Source organism: Bradyrhizobium sp. USDA 4461 (genome assembly GCF_054055655.1).
In genome coordinates, this window is the sequence record NZ_JBSRXM010000001.1 from 756,435 (window position 1) to 774,381 (window position 17,947).

Genomic DNA, 17,947 nt, shown 5'->3' on the forward strand with positions numbered 1-17,947 from the left:
AGTCTCTCCCGCGTTTCCGATCAGTGGATGATTTCGAACAGTCCGGCCGCGCCCATGCCGCCGCCGATGCACATGGTCACCACGCCATATTTCGCCTTGCGCCGCCGGCCCTCGATCAGCAGGTGGCCGGTCAGCCGCGCGCCCGTCATGCCGTAGGGATGGCCGATCGCGATCGAGCCGCCATTGACGTTGAGCTTCTCAGGATCGATGCCGAGCTTGTCGCGGCAATAGATCACCTGCACCGCGTAGGCTTCGTTGAGCTCCCAGAGATCGATGTCGTCGATCCTGAGATTGTGCCGCTTTAGCAGCCGCGGGATCGCTGCAACCGGGCCGACGCCCATCTCGTCAGGCTCGACGCCGGCGGCGACGAAGCCACGGAAGATGCCGAGCGGCTTCAGCCCCTTCTGCGCGGCGAGCCGGTCGCTCATGATCACGCAGGCCGAGGCGCCGTCCGAGAGCTGGCTGGCATTGCCGGCGCTGATGGTCTTGCCTTCGAACACCGGCTTGATCTTGGCAAGGCCCTCCGCCGTGGTGTCGGGCCGCGGGCCTTCATCCTTCCCCAAGGTCACCTGCTGGAAGCTAACCTCCTTGGTGTCCTTGTTGACCACGGCCATCTTGGTCGTGATCGGCACGATCTCGTCGTTGAAGCGGCCGCCCTGCAGCGCGGCGCCGACGCGGCGCTGGCACTCCAGGCTGTACTCGTCCTGCTGGTCGCGGCCGATCCCGTAACGCTCGGCGACGACTTCGGCCGTCTCCAGCATCGACATGTACATCTCGGGCTTCATCGCCATCAGCTCGTCGTCGACGGCATGGAACCGGTTCATGTGCTCGTTCTGCACCAGGCTGATCGACTCGATGCCTCCGCCGATCGCGATCTCGACGCCGTCAAGCATCACCGAACGTGCGGCGACCGCGATCGCCTGAAGCCCGGAGGCGCATTGCCGGTCGATGGTGGTGCCGGCAACCGTGACGGGAAGCCCGGCGCGGATCGCGCCCTTGCGCGCGACGTTCATCACCATGGTGCCCTGCTGCATGGCGCAGCCCATCACCACGTCCTCGACCTCCCCGGGCGCAATGCCGGCGCGCTTCACCGCCTCGGCCATCACATGGCCCGCCAGGGTCGGGCCGTCGGTGTTGTTGAGCGCGCCGCGATAGGCCTTGCCGACGCCGGTGCGCGCGGTGGAAACGATGACTGCATCTGACGATGACATGCTTGCCTCTCTGATTAGGCGGCCACATCGAGCTGCGCATAACGCAGCACGTGATAGGCCGGATCGCCGAACTGGATGTTGATGGAGGAAATCCGCTTGAAGTAGTGACCGACATTGAGCTCATCGGTCATGCCCATGCCGCCATGCAGCTGCACCGCCTGATCAGCCACGAACTTGCCGGCATAGCCGATCTTGGATTTTGCACCCGACGCCAGCCGGGAGACGCCGGCGTCTCGCTCGCTGAGGCTGAGCGACAAATGCTGCATCAGCGACAGCGCCTCCTGATGCGCGATGAACATGTCGACCATCCGGTGTTGCAGCACCTGGAAGCTGCCGATCGTGACGCCGAACTGCTTGCGTGTCTTGGAGTAGTCCAGGGTTGCGGCGTTCAGCTCGCCGATCGCGCCGACCGCCTCGGCGCAGAGCGCGCCGATCGCGCGGTTGCGGCAGGCCTCAAGCGCGACGACGCCCTCGCCTTCCCTGCCGAGCAATTCCGCGCGCACCCCGCGCAGGCCGATCTCGGCGGCCCGGCGGCCATCGATGGTCTTGAAGCTCTGCAAATCGAGATTGGCAGCGCGGCGATCGACCACGAACAGGCTGACGCCGCCGCGATCGTGCCGATGGCCCGAAGTACGGGCGGAGACGATCAGGTAATCCGCCCAGGGCGCGGCCAGCACCGCCGTCTTCTCGCCGGTCAACACGTAGCCGTCGCCATCTGGGCGCGCCGTCGTGGTGACGGTGGCGAGATCGAACCGCGAGCCCTTCTCGGTCCAGGCCAGCGCCCAGAGCTTTTCCCCCGCGATGATGTCGGCGATGAACGCCTGCTTCTGCGCCTCGGAGCCAAGCTGCTCGATCAAGCCACCGGCAACGACCACCGTCTCGACGAACGGCTCCACGACAAGATGCCGGCCGAACTCCTGCATGATGATCATGGTCGACAGCGGCCCACCGCCGAGCCCGCCGGCCGCTTCCGAGAACGGCGCGGCGAGCAGGCCGAGCTCGGCGAATTCGGCCCATTGCTTGCGACCAATACCGTCCTCGCTCGCGACGATCTTGCGGCGGGCCTCGAAATCATATTGATCCCGCAGCAGCCGCTGCACGCTGGATCGCAACAATTCCTGCTCTTCCGTGAACTGGATATCCATCCGATCCTCGTTGCCAACTAGTTATTGTTTGAGCATGATCTTTCGGAAAACCGCTTCACACTTTTCCGGATCATGCTCTAGAGACCAAGCACCGCCTTGGCGATGATGTTGCGCTGAATCTCGTTCGATCCGCCGTAGATCGAGAGCTTGCGCGAGTTGAGATACTTCTCCGAGGCGGTGTGGCCGTAATCCGGACCCGGCATGAAGTGATTGGCGCTGGCCGGCTGCTCGCGGATCGCAAGCCCGTAATTGCCGATCGCCCGATGCGTCAGCTCGGTGATGTTCTGGAATATCTCGGTGCCGCGGATCTTGAACAGCGAGGCCGCAGGTCCCGGATCGATGCCGCGCGCCATCTGAGCGACGACGCGCAACTCGGTCGCCTCCAGCGCCAGCACATCGAGCTCGACACGCGCAATGTCCCTGATAAATTCCAGATGCGCCGGATCGTCTTCCGGGATCTCGGCCTTGACGATCTTCTTCAAGCGTTCGATATAGCGCGTCGAGCGGCCGATCCCGGCCATGCTGGTGCGCTCATTGCCGAGCAGGAACTTGGCGTAGGTCCAGCCCTTGTTCTCCTCGCCGATCAAATTCTCGGCGGGAACGCGGACGTTCTCGAGAAAAACGTCGTTGACCTCGTGCGAGCCGTCGATGGTGATGATCGGGCGCACGGTGACGCCCGGCGATTTCATGTCGATCAGCAGGAACGAGATGCCGGATTGCGGCTTCGCGGTGGGATCGGTGCGGACCAGGCAGAAAATCCAGTCGGCATGCTGCGCCAGCGTGGTCCAGGTCTTGTGGCCGTTGACGATGTAGTGGTCGCCATCGCGTACCGCCTTGGTGCGGACGGTGGCGAGGTCGGAGCCGGAGCCCGGCTCCGAATAACCCTGGCACCACCAGTCCTCGCCGGACAGGATACGCGGCAAGAACCTCTGCTTCTGCGCGTCGTTGCCGAAGGTGTAGATGACGGGACCGACCATGGTGACGCTGAACGCCAGCGGCGGCATCGTGCCCGCACGCGTCGTCTCCTGCTCGAAGATGAAGCGGCGGGTGATCGACCAGCCCGGTCCGCCATATTCCTTCGGCCAGAGCGGCGCGATCCACCCCTTGTTGTGCAGGATGCGATGCCACAGCAGCGTCTGCTCCTTGGAGAGGTCGGTCTCCGGATTGGCGACGCGCATCTCCGCCGGATAATTGTCCTTGATGAAGGCGCGGACCTCGTCGCGAAACGCCGCATCGTCAGGGGATAGCGCGAGCTCCATCTGCCGTGCTCCCTACCACTTCTCGCCGAAGGGCCGGATTTCCAGCTCGAAGGTCCAGGCGCTCTTCGGCTGCTGGTAGAGCTGCCAATAGGCGCCGGCGACCGAGGCCGGCGGCATCAGCAGATCGGGATTGTCGAGCGCATTCGGGCCGAGCGCCTCGAGGCGGCGCTGCCGCACCCATTCGGTGTCGACGCCGGAATCGATGATCAGATGCGCGACATGGATGTTTTTCGGACCGAGCTCGCGCGCCATCGCCTGCGCCACCGCGCGCAGACCGAACTTGGCGCTGGCGAAGGCGGTATAGCCGCTGCCGCCGCGCAGCGACGCGGTGGCGCCGGTGAAGAAGATGTTGCCCTCGCCGCGCGCCGTCATCAGCCGCGCCGCCTCGCGTCCGGCCAGGAAGCCGGAGTAGCAGGCCATCTCCCAGACCTTGCGGAACACCCGTTCGGTGGTTTCCAGAATCGGGAAATTGACGTTGGCGCCGATGTTGAAGATGCAGACCTCGAGCGGCGCATGCTTGTCGGCGTCGTTGAGGAACGCGGTGATCTCCTCCTCCTTGCGCGCATCGAGCGAACGCGCATGGATCTCGCCGCCGGCGGCCTCGATCTCCTTGACCAGCGGCGCGAGCTTGTCGCCGTTGCGGCGGCCGGCGAAGATCGTAAAACCTTCCGCGGCAAACTTCCTGGCGATCTCGCCGCCGATGAAATCACCGGCACCAATGACGGCAACCGTCCTGTTTCTCTTCTGCATGGTGTTCTCCGGTGGTTTGTCTGTGTGAACTGATCAGCGGCGACGCGGCAGCTTCAGCTGCGCAACGATTCCGCAAGCTTGTGCTTCAGGAGCTTGCCCGTCGATGTGGCGGGCAGCGCATCCATCAGGATAATCTCCGACGGGCGCTTGTACGAGGTCAGTTGCGGGGCAACATGGGCCATCAGGTCCTCCGCGGTGACGGTCGAGCCCTTGATCAGCTGCACAAAGGCGACGACCTCCTCGTTGCCCTCGACCGGCCGGCCGACCACGGCGCATTGCACCACGGCGTCATGGGTGCTCAGCACCGCCTCGATCTCGGCCGGATAGACGTTGAAGCCGGAGCGGATGATCATCTCCTTGGTCCGCCCGACGATATAGAGTGCGTCATTCTCGAAACGGGCCAGATCACCGGTGTTGAACCAGCCGTCGGGATCGATCGCCTTGGCGGTGAGATCGGGGGCACGGTAGTAGCCGCGCATCACGTTGGGGCCGCGAACATGCAGCTCGCCGACTTCGCCCGGCGCAACCGGCTTGAGGTCGCGGCCGACCAGCTTTGCCTCGAGGCCCGGCATCACGGTGCCGACTGCGTGGTCCGCCCGCGGATTGTCGGGCCTGACGCCGGATATGCCCGGCGAGCATTCGGTGATGCCGTAGCCATTGAGCAGCGGCAGGCCGAGCTCCTGCTCGACGCGGGATTTGAGCTCAAGATCGAGCGGCGCGCCGGCCACCGAGATCACCCGCAACCGGCCGCGATCGAGCCTCGGCAGGCCGGCGTTGCGGCGGTATTCCAGCAGACGCTGATAGGTCGCGGGCACGCCGTTCAGGATCGTGATGCCCTCCTCGGTCATCGCCTTGACCAGCGCGGCCGGATCGTATTTCGCGACCAGCCGCACGGTGGCGCCGACCATCAAGGTCATCGTCAGCAGCGAGATGCCGACGATGTGCGAAATCGGCAGCACGCAATACTGCACGTCGTCAGCCGCCATCTTGCGGAACGCCGCGGTGGCTCGCGCGCTGAACAGCAAATTGCGGTGCGTCAACATCACGCCCTTGGGCGTGCCCGTAGTGCCGGACGTGTAGATCAGAACCGCGACCTGGCTTGCGCCGTCGGATTCGACCGGCTCGGCCACGGTTGCCAGATTGAGACTGGTGACGGCGACGCCCCGCAGCGGGCCGACATCCTGGATAGCGGCCTCATAACGCGCGGCGTGTGTGGCGGCTTCCTGCGAAACGTCGGCAGTCAACAACACGCGGCGGGCGCCGCTGTGATCCCTGATCTGATCCAGCTCGCGCGGCGACAGCCGCGGATTGACCACGATCGACCAAACATCGAGCCGGCTCGCCGCCAGCAGCAGGCAGGCGAGCGGGATCGAGTTCTCGCTCACGATCATCATGCGGTCGCCAGCGCGGATTCCCAGCGCCTGCAGGGCTCCGGCGACGCGATCGACCGCCTGATCGAGCTCGCGATAGGTCAGCCGCATCTTGTCGTCGATCAGCGCCGGATGGTCCGGCGTCGCCACCACGTGGTGACTGATCACCTCATGGATCCGGTTGGGCAAGCCTTGCACACTTCCTTCCGTCACTTGCGTCAACGCCTGCACTGAAACCTCCCTGTCGCTGCCCTCTGGGGCTTGTTGTGTTGAGGAATTTTCCGCTCAGGCGGTCTTGCGCCGCTCCGTCGCCAGCTGCGCGACGATCTCTTCCTCGAGTTCGCGCACCTTGTCCTTGCCGAAGAAGATCTCGTTCCCGACAAAGAACGTCGGCGAACCAAACGAGCCGCGCGCGACCGCATCGCTGGTGTTGTCGATCAGCTTCTTCTTGACGTCGTCCTGCTGGGCGCGAGCGATGAGGCGATCGATGTCGAGACCCGAGGACAGGAAGGCTTCGCGGAACACCTGCGGGTCGTCCATCTTCTTGGGCTCGACCCACATGTGGTGATAGGCCGCGCGGAAATACCGCTCGAACACGCCCTCGAACTGTGCGGCCACCGCGCCGCGCATCAGCGCCAGTGTGTTCACCGGGAAGAACGGGTTCATAGTGAATTTCGTGATGTTATGGCGGCGCAGGAAGCGCTCGGTCTCGAGGGCGTTGTATTCCGGCTTGTTCTTGATGCCGCGCAGCGACTCGCCGGGCGACATGTTGCCGGTCGCCTTGTAGACGCCGCCGAGCAGCACCGGAACGTAGTCGAACTTCACGCCGGTACGCTTCTCGACGGCGGGCAGCGCGAGTTCGGCGAGATAGGCGTTCGGACTTCCGAAATCGAAGTGGAATTCGACCTTCAGCGGAGCTGCCATGGAACGCCCTTCCCTTCGATTGGCATCGGCCGTCTGCCCCGGCCGGATTGATCGTCGCCCGGACCTTAAGTTCTATTTTAGAACTGTCAATATGATATTTGTCATTCAATAGCCGATCTGGTGCTGTTTGCCGCGCATCCTATTGAGATTGCGTAAGTTCTGTTTTAGAATTTGATTTGCGATGTCGTCGCAGACCGCAGGAGACGCCGATGAAATGGGATGCCCTTGAAGAAGAGCCGTGCTCGCTGGCTCGTACCGTGGCCGTGATCGGCGACCGCTGGAGCCTCTTGATCCTGCGCGAGTGCTTCCTGCGCATCCGCAGGTTCGATGAGTTCCAGGCATCGCTCGGCATCACCCGGCATCTGCTCGCCGACCGGCTGAAGAAGCTGGTACGGTTCGGCGTGCTGCGCAAGATTCCCTATCAGGAGGCGCCGAAGCGCTACGAATACATCCTGACGCAGAAGGGGCTCGACCTCTATCCGATCATCATGTCGATCGTGCACTGGGGCAACATCCACATGGTCGATGCGCGCGGCCGGCCGTTGCTGCACGAACACAAGAGCTGCGGCAAGATGTTCGATCCCGTGATGGTCTGTTCGGAATGCGGCGAGCCGCTGAGCGCGAAGCACGTCCATGTGCACCCGGGCCCCGGCGCCCGGCGGTCGTCGCCGGTGCACGCCAGCGCGCGGGAACGCACCAAGCGCGCCGCTACTTGACCAGCATCGCGCCGGTTTCCGGATGCTGCAACCAGCCGAGCAGCGCGTCGTGGAAGCGCGCCGGGGCCTGGATCTGCGGCGAATGGCCGAGGTCGGGGAATTCGATCAGTTGCGCATGCGGAATCCGCTTTACGGCTTCCTTGCCCAGCACCGGATAATTGCCGAGCGTCTTGCGGATCTCGGGCGGCGCGGTGTCCTTGCCGATCGCGGTGGTGTCCTTGTCGCCGACGAACAGCAGCGTCGGCGGCTTGATCTGCTCGAATTCGTAGAACACCGGCTGGGTCGCGATCATGTCGTAGAGCCGCGCCGAGCTCGATGCCACGGCGGCGCGGCCCTCGCCGCGATACATGCCGGCGAGCATCTGCACCCAGGTCTCGTAGGAGGCATCCCAGGTGTCGGCATAGTAAGTCGCGCGCTCATAGGCGCGGATGCTGTCGGCGGTGACGCGGGTCTCGCGCTGCATCCAGCCGTCGAGGCTGAGCCACGGCACGCCCTTGGCCTTCCAGTCTTCCAGCCCGATCGGATCGACCAGCACCAGGCGGTCGGTGGCCTCCGGATACATCAGCGCGTAGCGCATCGCGAGCATCCCGCCGGTCGAGTGGCCGACCATGATCGCATGCTCGATGCCGAGCGAAGCCAGCAATGCGCGGCTGTTGCCGGCGAGCTGCTGGAAGGTGAACTGATAGCGTTCCGGCTTAGAGGATTTGCAGAAGCCGATCTGGTCCAGCGCGATCACCCGATAGCCGGCGCCGCTGAGCGCCTTGATGGTGCCGTCCCAGGTCGCGGCACAAAAATTCTTGCCGTGCAGCAGCACCGCGGTCTGGCCGTTCGGCGTCGCCGGCTTGACGTCGAGATAGGCCATGTCGAGCTGCTGGCCCTGCGAGCTGAAGCGGTAATGCTCGACCGGATAGGGATAGTCAAAACCCTGCAACTCCGGTCCATAGGCCGGCTCGGCGGCCGATTGCGCCAGCGCGCTGCAAGAACCGAGCGCGACGGTCGCGGCGACGGCAAGAAACAGGGTTTTGAAGTGCATCTCGGAATGTCCAACAATCAGCAGCGGTCTCGTGATGCCGTAGCCGAACGCGTGGGCGCCATCCAGCGCCAACAGATGATTTGTTCGTGATCGCGCTGTGAATCAAGCCGGATCGAACGCCCGGATCGGCGGCAGATTGCCGTTGAAACGCTCGACCTCGACCGTCGTCAGCTGGCCGGTGCAGCCCTGCGCGAAAGATGACGTGCCGATGTCGCGCGTCAGCACGTTGGGATTTCCGTGCACACACAGCGGCGCCTCGTCCTCGGGATCCATCGGGTCGTACCAGGCGCCGGTCGGCAGCTGCACCACGCCGGGCGCGATGTGGTCGGTGACATGCACCGCGGCAAGGCAGGCGCCGCGCGAATTGAAGATGCGGATGATGTCGCCGTCGGCAATGCCGCGCGGCTTGGCGTCGCGCGGGTTCATGCGCGCGACCTCGCGGCCGCGATGCTTGGCGTCGAGCGAGTGGCCGCCGAAATCGAGCTGGCTGTGCAGGCGCGTCACCGGCTGGTTGGCGACCAGGAAACACGGCGAGTCTGATGTCGGCGTGTCTGATTTCGCGAGCCAGACCGGATGACCCGGACAATCCGCATCGCCGTGGTCAGCGATCTTCTGCGAGAAGATCTCGATCCGCCCGCTCGGCGTCGGCAACGGCCGCGCGACCGGGTCTTCGCGGAAGCGGCGCAGCGAGCCGCCGTCGTCGGGCTGTTGCGGCACCACCAGGCTGCCCCGCGCCCAGAATTCATCAAAGCTCGGCGCCTCGAGCCCGCGCGCGGCGAGCGCCTTGCGCGTCGGCTCGTAGAGATGTTCCAGCCACTCGCGCGACGTGCGGCCCTCGGTGAAGGGCTCGCGGGCCCCGAGCCGCTCGGCGAGATCGGCGAAGATCTCGTAGTCGTCGCGCGCAAGCCCGAACGGCTCGGCAATCCGGTGCATCGCGACCATCAGGGGATCGTTGGTGGAATAGCCGATGTCCTCGCGCTCCAGCGTCATGGTGGAGGGCAGCACGATGTCGGCGTGACGCGCGGTGGCGGTCCAGGCGAGCTCGTGCACGACAAGCGTGTCGAGCCGCGCAAACGCCTTGCGCAGGCGGTTGAGGTCCTGGTGATGGTGGAACGGATTGCCGCCGGCCCAGTAGACCAGCCGGATATCCGGATAGGTCCGTGTCTCGCCATTGTAGCGATAGGCGGTGCCGGGATTGAGCAGCATGTCGGCGATACGCGCCACCGGAATGAAGTCGGCGACGCCGTTGCGGCCCTGCCCCAGCGTCGGTCCCGGCACTGCATTGACTCTGCGCCCGTAATAGCCGATCGCGCCGAGCGAATAGGCGTAGCCGCCGCCGGACAGACCGATCTGGCCGAGCGCTGCTGCCAGCACCATGCCCATCCACACCGGCTGCTCGCCATGCTCGGCGCGCTGCAACGAATGCGACACGGTGATCAGGGCGCGCCGCCCGGCGAGCCGCCGCGCCAGCGCCGTGATCGTGCCGGCATCGATGCCGCAGATCGAAGCGGCCCAATCGGCGCTCTTGGGCACCCCATCGCTCTCGCCGGTGAGATAGCGCAGGAACACCGGCCAGCCCTCGGTGTAGCGATCGAGGAAGGCCTGATCATGCAGGTCTTCCCTGACCAGGGTATGGACGATGCCGAGCATCAGCGCGGTGTCGGTACCGGGCACCGCCGTCAGCCATTCGGCGCCGGCCTCGATGGGGAGATCGTCACGCAGCGGGCTGACCAGCACGAACTGGCAGCCGCGGCGGTGCGCCGCTTCCATCGCGCCGCGCTCGACATGCTTGCTGATCGAGCCGCCGGCCACCATCGAGTTCTTCAGCGCCATGCCGCCGAATGCCAGCACGATGTCGGTCTCTGAGGCGATCTGCTCCCAGGTGACGTTGCGCTTGGTGATGTCCTCATAGCCGGTGAGGATCTGCGGCAGCAGCACCGAGGACGCGCCGGAGGAATAGGTGTTCACCGAACGCACATAGCCGCCCATCGCGATGTTGAGGAAGCGATGCACCTGGCTCTGCGCGTGATGGAAGCGGCCCGCGCTCGACCAGCCATAGGAGCCGCCGAACACCGCGCCGGGGCCGATCGTGTCGCGGATCCGCGCCAGTTCGCCGCCGAGCAGATCGAGGGCCTTGTCCCAGCTGACCGAGACGAACTCGTCGCGGCCGCGGCGGTCGTCGGGCCCGGGGCCGCGCTCCAGCCAGCCGCGGCGGATCGCAGGCTTCGCGATACGGGCCTGATGGCGCAGCGCGCCGGGGAAATTGTTGATGATGCCGTTCGGATCGGGATCGCCGCCATAGGGCCGCACCTCGAGACCGGCCTTACCCAAACGTGCCGAGAACACGCCCCAATGCGAGGTGTGCGGCTTGAAGCCATCGGACAGATCGAGGGCTGGATCGGGGAAGCCAATGGTCTCAGACATTCAGCAGCGTCCTTCGAAAGCGGGCAGCGAGCCCCATCATCAAGATGTCGCCAGTATAACGATCCACATCCCGATGTCTTTGGATTCAGGGTCGGGATTCAGGGTTGCTGAAAACGCAGGCCCCCCGCGACCGCGCCGATCGCACCGTGCCCATCAAATATGGAGGAACAACCCCATGCAAAGGAGCAGGCGGCCGCCGGCGCCTCAACAAGGACTTGACACGTCGGGCAACTCAGGGGCACACTTCCAATATTCCGAAATCGTGCACACGCGCGTCGTCCCGCCCCAGGTAGGGCGCGTCGGCGTGCGATTGCGGCCGACAATCCTCACACACCACTGCAACCGCACCGCCCTGCCGCGGCGAACGAACGCCGCTGCGTGGCAACAACCGCGCGCGGGCCTCGCGCCTGCCAGGAGATCTCGACATGGAATCCGCTTTGGACACCGCTCCCGACCTCACACCGGCACCGGCGATCGCCGCATCCGGCCCGACCCAGGCTGCCGCCGTGCCGCGGCTGCAATTCTCGCCGCAGGGCTTCGCCATTGACCATCCTGATCCCGTGCTCGGCGAACAGCTGATGGCGAACGCACTCGGCGCCCCCGACCGCGACGCGATGGAGGGCCTCCTCAGGCAATTGGTCAAGGCCAGCGTGAGCCGCCGTAAAGCCGACAAGGTCAACGTTGCTTTCATGCTCTCGATGGTGAAGAGCATCGGCCCGCGGGATTCCGTCGAGGCCATGCTGGTGGCGCAGATGGTGTCGGTCCATGTGATGGCGATGCGCTGCGCCAATCAGCTCGCCTATGCCGAGGACCTCGCCCAGCACGACAGCGCGGCGCGCGCACTTAGCCGGCTGACCCGCACCTTTCCCGCCCAGATCGAGGCGCTGAACCGCTACCGCAGCCAGGGCGAGCCCGCCATCAGGGTGCAGAACGTGAAGGTGGCGGACGGCGGCAACGCGGTTCTCGGCAACGTCACCCACCATGCGAACGTGATCGTCGCCGACCAGCCCCCGGCATCCGCGCCGCGACAAGCGCCGCAGGCCGCGGGCGCGAGACGACGGCGCGAAGCCGCAGATAGCACGCAGGACGCACCGGCATGAGCGATCGCGTCCAAGATATCGGCCCGATGCTGGCGAGCCCGCGCTGCGGCGCCAAGACCCGCGCCGGCAGCGCGTGCCGCGCGCCGGCAGTGCACGGCAAGAGACGCTGTCGCATGCACGGCGGAGCCGAGGGATCCGGCGCGCCAAGGGCGAACAAGAATGCGCGGAAACACGGCTGGTTCAGCGGGGATGCGATCGCGGAGCGGAGGGAGATGCGGGCGTTGTTGGGGGAGGCGCGGAGGGTGCTGGAACGGATGAAGTGATTACTTCTCGCAAGCGACACACCTCGGCCGCCCATGAAGTCCCTTCCGCACCTGTCTCCGCATTGCCGTGTGTCGCATCGAACAATCGCCTCGGAAGGAGCTCTCATTTGTTGAGCTTACTTGTCAGGAGTTCGCACGCCTGGAGCGTTACTAACCGTCCTCAATTCAATTCTAGATTTTTTTAGAGACTTACCGATCGACTTGACCGCGCTTCAGGTTCGCTTGGTTACTTGCGCCGAGTTTGCTTAATAGCTTCGGTTGTCCCGCGAACTGCCCTCTGCGACTTCTTACCTTTCGGTGATCTAATTTGCGGTCTCCCCGCCTTCGCCTTCTTCTGAGCTAGTGTGCGCTCCAAAATCTGATCGATATGGATCACGGTGTCTTTGCCGTTATCAATACCCATTACATTACGGTGACAGTGCATTAAACACCAACTTAAGTGCACTGTCACCGAAACTGAAACATCGAATTGTGCGTTGGACTGTCATCATCAACAAACATCGATTGCGCAGGCCGGTTCCTGCGGCGATCGGCATCGGCCGCGACAAGGTGATCCGGGCTAGGAACGTTGAATGATCCACGCTGTTCTCGCTTTCAGTGAACCCAGCGGAGGAAGAGATGGCACAGACAGCTCGCGACATTTTCGTCGTCGGTTTGAGGAACGCTCACGCGATGGAGATCCAGGCGCGTGAATTGATGGAACGTCAATCGGGGCGGCTGGACGATTATCCAGAGGTGAAGCAAAAACTTGCCGATCACCTCCAGGAGACAAAAGTACAACTGAGCCGGTTGGAGGAGTGCCTGGAAAAATGCGGGGAAACGACTTCAACGCTCAAGGATGCGACGCAGTCCGTCGCGGCAAACGCCATGGCGATGGCTCATTCGATGGCGGGTGACGAGATCCTGAAGAACACGTTCGCCAATAACGCGTTCGAGCATTTCGAGATCGCCGCCTACAAGTCCCTTTTGGCGCTTTGCCCCGCGGCCGGCATGGAAGCCGCGCGCGCTCCGCTCGAGGCGTCGCTTCGCGAGGAGGAGCGCATGGCTGCCTGGGTCGACGCCAATGTCGCAAAGGTCACGATGGACTATGTGGCGCACGAGCAGGCTGCCTAGCAAGCAGCCCGTTGCGCGCAGCGATGTGAGCTGAGGTACCGTCTCCAGCCTCGCTTCATTCATCTGGCTCGAAGCCCTGCGGCAAACGAGGCAGACCCTCATCATCCGGCTGGTTGCAGGCCGGACAGGGCACGCCGGCACCGCCGCAGATGCAGGCGTGCGGGCCGGTCCAGGGCTGGTCCTGATGGTTCTCGCACACCCATCCTGTGTCATCGCAAAAGATGCAGGGAGGCTTGCTCATAGGTCTTCTCGCACGCCTCGAAAGAATGGATGCCGTACCTTTCCCTCGCCGGATTTGGCGCGGTACTCGATCTCGGCCAGCACCTTCGGCTCGACCCATATGCCCTTGTGCCTGATGCGCTTGGCGTAGGGCTGCGTCTTGCGGATCAGCGGAGTGAGGCGCTTGCGCAAATCAGCGACCGAAGCCTTGTCAAAGCCGTGGTCGACCTTGCCCGCGTAGATCAGTTCATCGCCCTGTCGCCTCCCGAGATAGATGCCGTCCCATTCGTTGCCGTCCAGTGCAAATCCCGCGATTGTCAGGGTCTCGCGCTGGGCGCAGGTTTTCTTGACCCAGTCGCGGCTGCGCGTACCCGTCGGATAGACGCTGTCCGCGACCTTCGAGACCACGCCCTCATAGCCGAGCTTGCAGGCATGGGCGAACATCTCGCGGCCGTCGACCTCGAAGCTTTCGCTGAACTGGACTTCCGTGCCAGCGATGAGCTTCTTCAGCACGGCCTTGCGCACTTTCAACGGCAATTTTCGCAGATCGCGGCCGTTGAGATAGAGCAGATCGAAGGCAATCAGCACGATCCGGGTCGAGTGGCCGCGAAGTTCGTTCTGCAGCACTGAAAAATCGGTGGTGCCGTTTGGCGAAGGTACCACGATTTCACCATCGATGATCGCGGAGGCCGCGGAGATATGCCAGGCATCGTCGGCGATCTTCTTGAATCGCTTGGTCCAGTCATTGCCCCGCCGGGTGTAGACCCTCACCTCTTCATTGGCGAGATGAGCTTGGACGCGATAGCCGTCGAACTTGATCTCGTGAATCCAGCGGGCGCCGCTCGGCACCTTGTCGATCGGCGTCGCTAGCACCGGCGCAATGAAGCCAGGAAAACGCGCCTTGGTCCCGATCGGCTCGGGCTTCCTCCGCTGAAACGCCACGACGCAACTCACAAACAATGAATGATTCAAACTGCCATTACGGTGACAGTGCTTTCAACTTAAGTGCACTGTCACCGAAACCTAAATCCTGTCGACAATCGCTAGCGCGCGCTCAAAATGATCGAGCAGGATTTCATTGCCCCTCGCGCTTGCGCTCCTCAATTGCGAGATGCCATTTGATGAATTCGGCTCGCTCCCTCGTCAGTTTCTGGGCGACATCGCCATTCCTGAGAAGAGCAGGCCCCTTCCGCTCCCGGTCATAGACCATCCAGCCAGAGGTTCCCATCCGAACGAGGAACCTGGCTTGCACAACGTAATTCACGGGCGCCCCCAATAGACAGATGCAATCCGTCAGTTGGTCATCCGCCGGCGGCGGCGTCATTTCACTATGTGAATCGTAGTATCGATTTGAGCGAACGCTACGAGATGCAGAAGACCGGCAAATCCACCGCGTCGGTGCAGAAGGCTGTCGAGAAGGTCGGCAACAGCCGCAAGCGCGTTGAACGGGGCTTGGCTCCGGGGCAATGAAGAAGGCACGACATTGGCGGTTTTGCGCTCGGGCACCTGCAAAGCCAAAGCAGGCGGCACGATAGGAACGATCCCAGGCCGCCGGGAACATCCGGCGATCGTGGATGCGTTTTCCGGCCCCCAAGTTGGCGCTCCACGTTCAGTCCCGACGTTCCTCCCCGGAACGCTGGGACTTATTCCTGGTCGGGGACTAACAAAAATCGGCAGCATGGAGCCATGCAATGCGCCCGACTGCTCGTATCCGCCGAGTTCGATAGGGTGACGCATGCGAACCAATTACGCGTGGATTCGCTGGAGGCGCTGTTGATCGCAGCGTCTGACGACCAAAGTGTTGACTCAGACCCCAGCGGTTTTCCCCGATCTGGGGTCTTTTTCTTTGGCGCGCATGCCATCGCGTTCCGGTGCTGCTCGGAACCAGATGCAGCTGGTTCCATGCGTGTGTCCCCAGGACGACAGGCCGGGAAAAAGCGGAAAATTCAGTCACAAACTGATGTGGGTTAATGATGAGCCCTGCCCCACGGAGCAGGCTGATTTCCCCCAAAGAGCGAGGAATGAGCCATGCAGGGAAGCACCCGCATCCAAAGAGAGTTGCAGTTCTGGCTGACCATGCTGCTGAGCCTGTCGCCGCTGTGGATCGCGGCCGGTCTTTTGCTCTTCCTGAGCCATTGAGGCCTCAAGCGGCCGACAAACGGTCTTCGCTGTCAACGGCGCGCATCACGCAAGCAAGGGGACAAGTATGATGCAAGCGATTGCATCAGGCACTAATTGAGTGCACGCTCACTGCAATTCCGGGTTGCAGCTTTACTTTCATTTTTTGCAGGGGTGGCGAACTATGCGGTGGGTGGTCGGTACCGTGCTTCTGTTGTTCGCCGCAACGCAGGCCCATGCCATCGAAGGTACGCTGCAGGAATCGTTCAGTTGTCCCGACAGAAGCTGCACGACGGTTTGCTACGCCGCGAGCGGCGCGCCCAAGACCACCGTCACCTCGTATTCGAGACTGGACGTCTACCAGCAGTCGGCGTCATCGCCGAACAAGACCTGGCTGCAAAGCGACGGCAAGCCGCACTACATCATGTTGGGGGACACGGACAGCTGCACCTTTGACGGAGATGGGCTGCCGATTTCCGCGCCGCCGATCCCGCCGACCCACCTCGACCCACCGCCCCCGCCTCCCGGCGGCAGCACCATTTGCATCTGCATTCCGGGCCATGCCTGCCAGCCACTCGGCTGTTCGCCCGGGCATTGACCGGGCAATCGTGGTGACAGCAATTGCGGCGCACTTCCGCGCCGCAGATCGCGAAGACCACCGAAATCACGCCGCGCATGTTGATGCCGATCGCTTGGTATCGATTGAGCCTGGCCTTGCGAACCAGAGCCGTGTCGAAGAACCGCTCGTCGAGATCAGCGAAGTCCATGTCGTGCTTGTCGAGATTGGCGAGCCGCTTCGGTTCGTCCCAACCGGCGTCTAGTCTAGCGGGTAGCCCGCATGAGCGCAGCGACATGCGGGGACGAGCCATTCCCGGATGTCGCGGAGCCTGTCATCGGGCGCGCGTTCGCGCGACCCGCTGGCTCATCCGGGCTACGCTTGCTCCGTTCTGAAAATGCCGTTCAATGGAAGCATTCGCAAAGTCTCGCACCCGACGCGGCTGCCCGCCGCAGGCGCGGCCTGCCAAACGTCGAAAAGGTGAGCGCGCCCCCATGGACAACCCAAGGTTCCACATGATCATATGCCGCCGTTGAGCCGCCGGGCGCAGTCTGCCGTATTGAGCCGCGATTGATTTTGAAACCTTGGCGTTGACATCAGATTGGTAGAACGACGTGCCGCAGTGGTCGAATAAGGACCTCATCGTCTATCACGGGACGGACAGCCAGTCGGTCAGGGCGTCGGGCATCACGTCCGGAAGCTCTTTGCCCCTCACGATCAATCTGGCGCTTTGCCGCCCGCGCACGGACTTTGGCCAGGGGTTTTACGTGACCACGTCCCTGCACCAGGCCGAGCAATGGGCGAACCGCCGCGCGATGGGCATCAATTTGAGCGTGTCTCCTCCGAGCCCGCCGGCTGTCGCCGTCATTATCCAATTTACGTTGAGCCGGGACGACCTCGCGGCGCTCGAAAGCCTGTCTTTTGTCCTGGAGACGCCGGACTTTTGGGCGCTCGTGTCAGACTGCCGGATCGGCTTTCCACCCCATCAAAGGGTGGGACCATCGGCGGCCTACGACGTGGTCTACGGCCCGGTAACCCTTTGGCCACAGCTCCTGGTGATCAAGGATTGCGACCAGATCAGCTTTCATACCACGAAGGCGACCGCCGTCCTGAAGCGGCCGATCGTTTTCAAGAAAGCAAATGACAGTGACCCTAAGCGGACTTTGTTCTAGGATGGATTGACTGGACGAGCTTGAGGTACCTTATGGCATCAGGCGAAAGAACTCCCAGGTCCGCTGCGACACGCGCCGACCTCTCTCCTCAGTTCATGGCGGACTACTGGAGCTTCGTCGAAGTGTGCCTCCATAAGGTCTTTCACCAATCGGAGCATGACGCCCACCAAGCCGCGCAGAACATGCGGAAGCGTGTCGAAGAGCTTCCCGACAATGGGGACCTGTTCGTCTATCACGACTCGCCGCTTCAAACCGCTGCCGTCCTGGCTGGTGCGTCTCTTCGTGAATTGTCCGAGGAAGAGCTTCTTGCCTACGACTCGCTTGTGAACGGCCAAAATCCCGACCGCCCAACCCGCGACCAGGTCCTGGACGTGTATCGTGGCGCCGGCCTGAGACCGAAGGCCGGCTGATCTGCGCCAACTTGTAGTGCCTCGTTTTCCAATGCTTCGCCCGGCCTCTCGGCCACTCACCAGGGGCGCATGCCCACCGCTTCGCTCGCCCTGTTGCGCCTCATGCAAATGCGATGACGGCAAGTAGCCCGCATGAGCCCACGCGATATGCGGGGCGGACCTCC

Annotated in this window: 17 protein-coding genes and 1 pseudogene; 8 read left to right on the top strand and 10 right to left on the bottom strand. The window is 63.4% G+C overall.

Annotated features, from left to right (window positions below; translation table 11 throughout):
* Positions 1-20: 20 nt before the first annotated feature.
* The 6 genes from ACVINW_RS03580 to ACVINW_RS03605 all read right to left on the bottom strand — a co-directional run bounded on the left by ACVINW_RS03580 (position 21) and on the right by ACVINW_RS03605 (position 6,659).
* The gene (locus ACVINW_RS03580; RefSeq protein WP_456750040.1) at positions 21-1,211 is read right to left on the bottom strand and encodes an acetyl-CoA C-acyltransferase; all 1,191 of its coding nucleotides are present in this window, start codon (positions 1,209-1,211) and stop codon (positions 21-23) included.
* Positions 1,212-1,225: 14 nt separating this feature from the next.
* On the bottom strand, positions 1,226-2,356 hold the full coding sequence (locus ACVINW_RS03585) for an acyl-CoA dehydrogenase family protein (RefSeq protein ID WP_456750041.1): 1,131 nt from the start codon (positions 2,354-2,356) through the stop codon (positions 1,226-1,228).
* 77 nt (positions 2,357-2,433) lie between these two features.
* Positions 2,434-3,615, bottom strand: a complete 1,182-nt coding sequence (locus ACVINW_RS03590) for an acyl-CoA dehydrogenase family protein (protein WP_456750042.1) — start codon at positions 3,613-3,615, stop codon at positions 2,434-2,436.
* 12 nt (positions 3,616-3,627) lie between these two features.
* Positions 3,628-4,365 (bottom strand): SDR family oxidoreductase, encoded by a 738-nt coding sequence (locus ACVINW_RS03595; protein WP_456750043.1) that lies wholly within the window; start codon positions 4,363-4,365, stop codon positions 3,628-3,630.
* Between the two features lie 53 nt (positions 4,366-4,418).
* On the bottom strand, positions 4,419-5,903 hold the full coding sequence (locus ACVINW_RS03600) for a class I adenylate-forming enzyme family protein (protein WP_456750044.1): 1,485 nt from the start codon (positions 5,901-5,903) through the stop codon (positions 4,419-4,421).
* 117 nt (positions 5,904-6,020) lie between these two features.
* Positions 6,021-6,659 (bottom strand): DsbA family protein, encoded by a 639-nt coding sequence (locus tag ACVINW_RS03605; protein ID WP_456750045.1) that lies wholly within the window; start codon positions 6,657-6,659, stop codon positions 6,021-6,023.
* Positions 6,660-6,868: 209 nt separating this feature from the next.
* On the opposite strand from ACVINW_RS03605, the gene ACVINW_RS03610 reads away from it, so the two are divergent.
* Positions 6,869-7,375 (top strand): winged helix-turn-helix transcriptional regulator, encoded by a 507-nt coding sequence (locus tag ACVINW_RS03610; protein WP_456750046.1) that lies wholly within the window; start codon positions 6,869-6,871, stop codon positions 7,373-7,375.
* On the opposite strand, the gene ACVINW_RS03615 is transcribed toward ACVINW_RS03610, so the two are convergent.
* Positions 7,368-8,408 carry an alpha/beta fold hydrolase gene (locus ACVINW_RS03615; protein WP_456750047.1) on the bottom strand — a complete coding sequence of 347 codons (1,041 nt, stop codon included), beginning with the start codon at positions 8,406-8,408 and terminating at the stop codon, positions 7,368-7,370. The two genes, ACVINW_RS03610 and ACVINW_RS03615, sit on opposite strands and share 8 nt — an antisense overlap.
* Before the next feature lie 102 nt (positions 8,409-8,510).
* Positions 8,511-10,832 carry a molybdopterin guanine dinucleotide-containing S/N-oxide reductase gene (locus tag ACVINW_RS03620; protein WP_456750048.1) on the bottom strand — a complete coding sequence of 774 codons (2,322 nt, stop codon included), beginning with the start codon at positions 10,830-10,832 and terminating at the stop codon, positions 8,511-8,513.
* Positions 10,833-11,269: 437 nt separating this feature from the next.
* Here ACVINW_RS03620 and ACVINW_RS03625 point away from each other — a divergent pair, with 437 nt between their 5' ends.
* From ACVINW_RS03625 to ACVINW_RS03635, 3 genes are all read left to right on the top strand, one after another.
* Complete coding sequence (locus ACVINW_RS03625; protein WP_456750049.1) at positions 11,270-11,932, top strand: hypothetical protein; 663 nt, start codon at positions 11,270-11,272, stop codon at positions 11,930-11,932.
* A complete protein-coding gene (locus ACVINW_RS03630) occupies positions 11,929-12,195 on the top strand; it encodes an HGGxSTG domain-containing protein (RefSeq protein WP_456750050.1) in 267 nt (88 codons plus the stop codon). Before ACVINW_RS03625 ends, ACVINW_RS03630 begins: the two co-directional genes overlap by 4 nt.
* Before the next feature lie 618 nt (positions 12,196-12,813).
* A complete protein-coding gene (locus tag ACVINW_RS03635) occupies positions 12,814-13,308 on the top strand; it encodes a ferritin-like domain-containing protein (protein ID WP_456750051.1) in 495 nt (164 codons plus the stop codon).
* A 237-nt stretch (positions 13,309-13,545) separates the two neighbouring features.
* On the opposite strand, the gene ligD is transcribed toward ACVINW_RS03635, so the two are convergent.
* A complete protein-coding gene (ligD, locus tag ACVINW_RS03640) occupies positions 13,546-14,469 on the bottom strand; it encodes a non-homologous end-joining DNA ligase (protein ID WP_456750052.1) in 924 nt (307 codons plus the stop codon).
* 426 nt (positions 14,470-14,895) lie between these two features.
* Here ligD and ACVINW_RS03645 point away from each other — a divergent pair, with 426 nt between their 5' ends.
* Positions 14,896-14,997 carry a DUF3606 domain-containing protein gene (locus ACVINW_RS03645; protein ID WP_456750053.1) on the top strand — a complete coding sequence of 34 codons (102 nt, stop codon included), beginning with the start codon at positions 14,896-14,898 and terminating at the stop codon, positions 14,995-14,997.
* Between the two features lie 832 nt (positions 14,998-15,829).
* Positions 15,830-16,243 (top strand): hypothetical protein, encoded by a 414-nt coding sequence (locus tag ACVINW_RS03650; RefSeq protein ID WP_456756602.1) that lies wholly within the window; start codon positions 15,830-15,832, stop codon positions 16,241-16,243.
* Positions 16,244-16,331: 88 nt separating this feature from the next.
* On the opposite strand, the pseudogene ACVINW_RS03655 reads toward ACVINW_RS03650, so the two are convergent.
* Positions 16,332-16,514: pseudogene (locus ACVINW_RS03655) on the bottom strand (BrnT family toxin); the annotation flags it as partial.
* Positions 16,515-16,815: 301 nt separating this feature from the next.
* Here ACVINW_RS03655 and ACVINW_RS03660 point away from each other — a divergent pair.
* Positions 16,816-17,373, top strand: a complete 558-nt coding sequence (locus ACVINW_RS03660) for a DUF3990 domain-containing protein (protein ID WP_456750054.1) — start codon at positions 16,816-16,818, stop codon at positions 17,371-17,373.
* Positions 17,374-17,405: 32 nt separating this feature from the next.
* A complete protein-coding gene (locus ACVINW_RS03665; RefSeq protein ID WP_456750055.1) occupies positions 17,406-17,783 on the top strand; it encodes a hypothetical protein in 378 nt (125 codons plus the stop codon).
* Positions 17,784-17,947 lie beyond the last annotated feature (164 nt).

Bases quoted from the DNA above. Each gene is read 5' to 3' on its own strand.
- ACVINW_RS03610 (WP_456750046.1), top strand. From the start codon at position 6,869: ATGAAATGGGATGCCCTTGAAGAAGAGCCGTGCTCGCTGGCTCGTACC.
- ACVINW_RS03590 (WP_456750042.1), bottom strand. From the start codon at position 3,615: ATGGAGCTCGCGCTATCCCCTGACGATGCGGCGTTTCGCGACGAGGTC.
- ACVINW_RS03650 (WP_456756602.1), top strand. From the start codon at position 15,830: ATGCGGTGGGTGGTCGGTACCGTGCTTCTGTTGTTCGCCGCAACGCAG.
- ACVINW_RS03645 (WP_456750053.1), top strand. From the start codon at position 14,896: ATGCAGAAGACCGGCAAATCCACCGCGTCGGTGCAGAAGGCTGTCGAG.
- ACVINW_RS03635 (WP_456750051.1), top strand. From the start codon at position 12,814: ATGGCACAGACAGCTCGCGACATTTTCGTCGTCGGTTTGAGGAACGCT.
- ACVINW_RS03620 (WP_456750048.1), bottom strand. From the start codon at position 10,832: ATGTCTGAGACCATTGGCTTCCCCGATCCAGCCCTCGATCTGTCCGAT.
- ACVINW_RS03595 (WP_456750043.1), bottom strand. From the start codon at position 4,365: ATGCAGAAGAGAAACAGGACGGTTGCCGTCATTGGTGCCGGTGATTTC.
- ACVINW_RS03615 (WP_456750047.1), bottom strand. From the start codon at position 8,408: ATGCACTTCAAAACCCTGTTTCTTGCCGTCGCCGCGACCGTCGCGCTC.
- ACVINW_RS03580 (WP_456750040.1), bottom strand. From the start codon at position 1,211: ATGTCATCGTCAGATGCAGTCATCGTTTCCACCGCGCGCACCGGCGTC.
- ACVINW_RS03665 (WP_456750055.1), top strand. From the start codon at position 17,406: ATGGCATCAGGCGAAAGAACTCCCAGGTCCGCTGCGACACGCGCCGAC.
- ACVINW_RS03605 (WP_456750045.1), bottom strand. From the start codon at position 6,659: ATGGCAGCTCCGCTGAAGGTCGAATTCCACTTCGATTTCGGAAGTCCG.
- ACVINW_RS03585 (WP_456750041.1), bottom strand. From the start codon at position 2,356: ATGGATATCCAGTTCACGGAAGAGCAGGAATTGTTGCGATCCAGCGTG.
- ACVINW_RS03630 (WP_456750050.1), top strand. From the start codon at position 11,929: ATGAGCGATCGCGTCCAAGATATCGGCCCGATGCTGGCGAGCCCGCGC.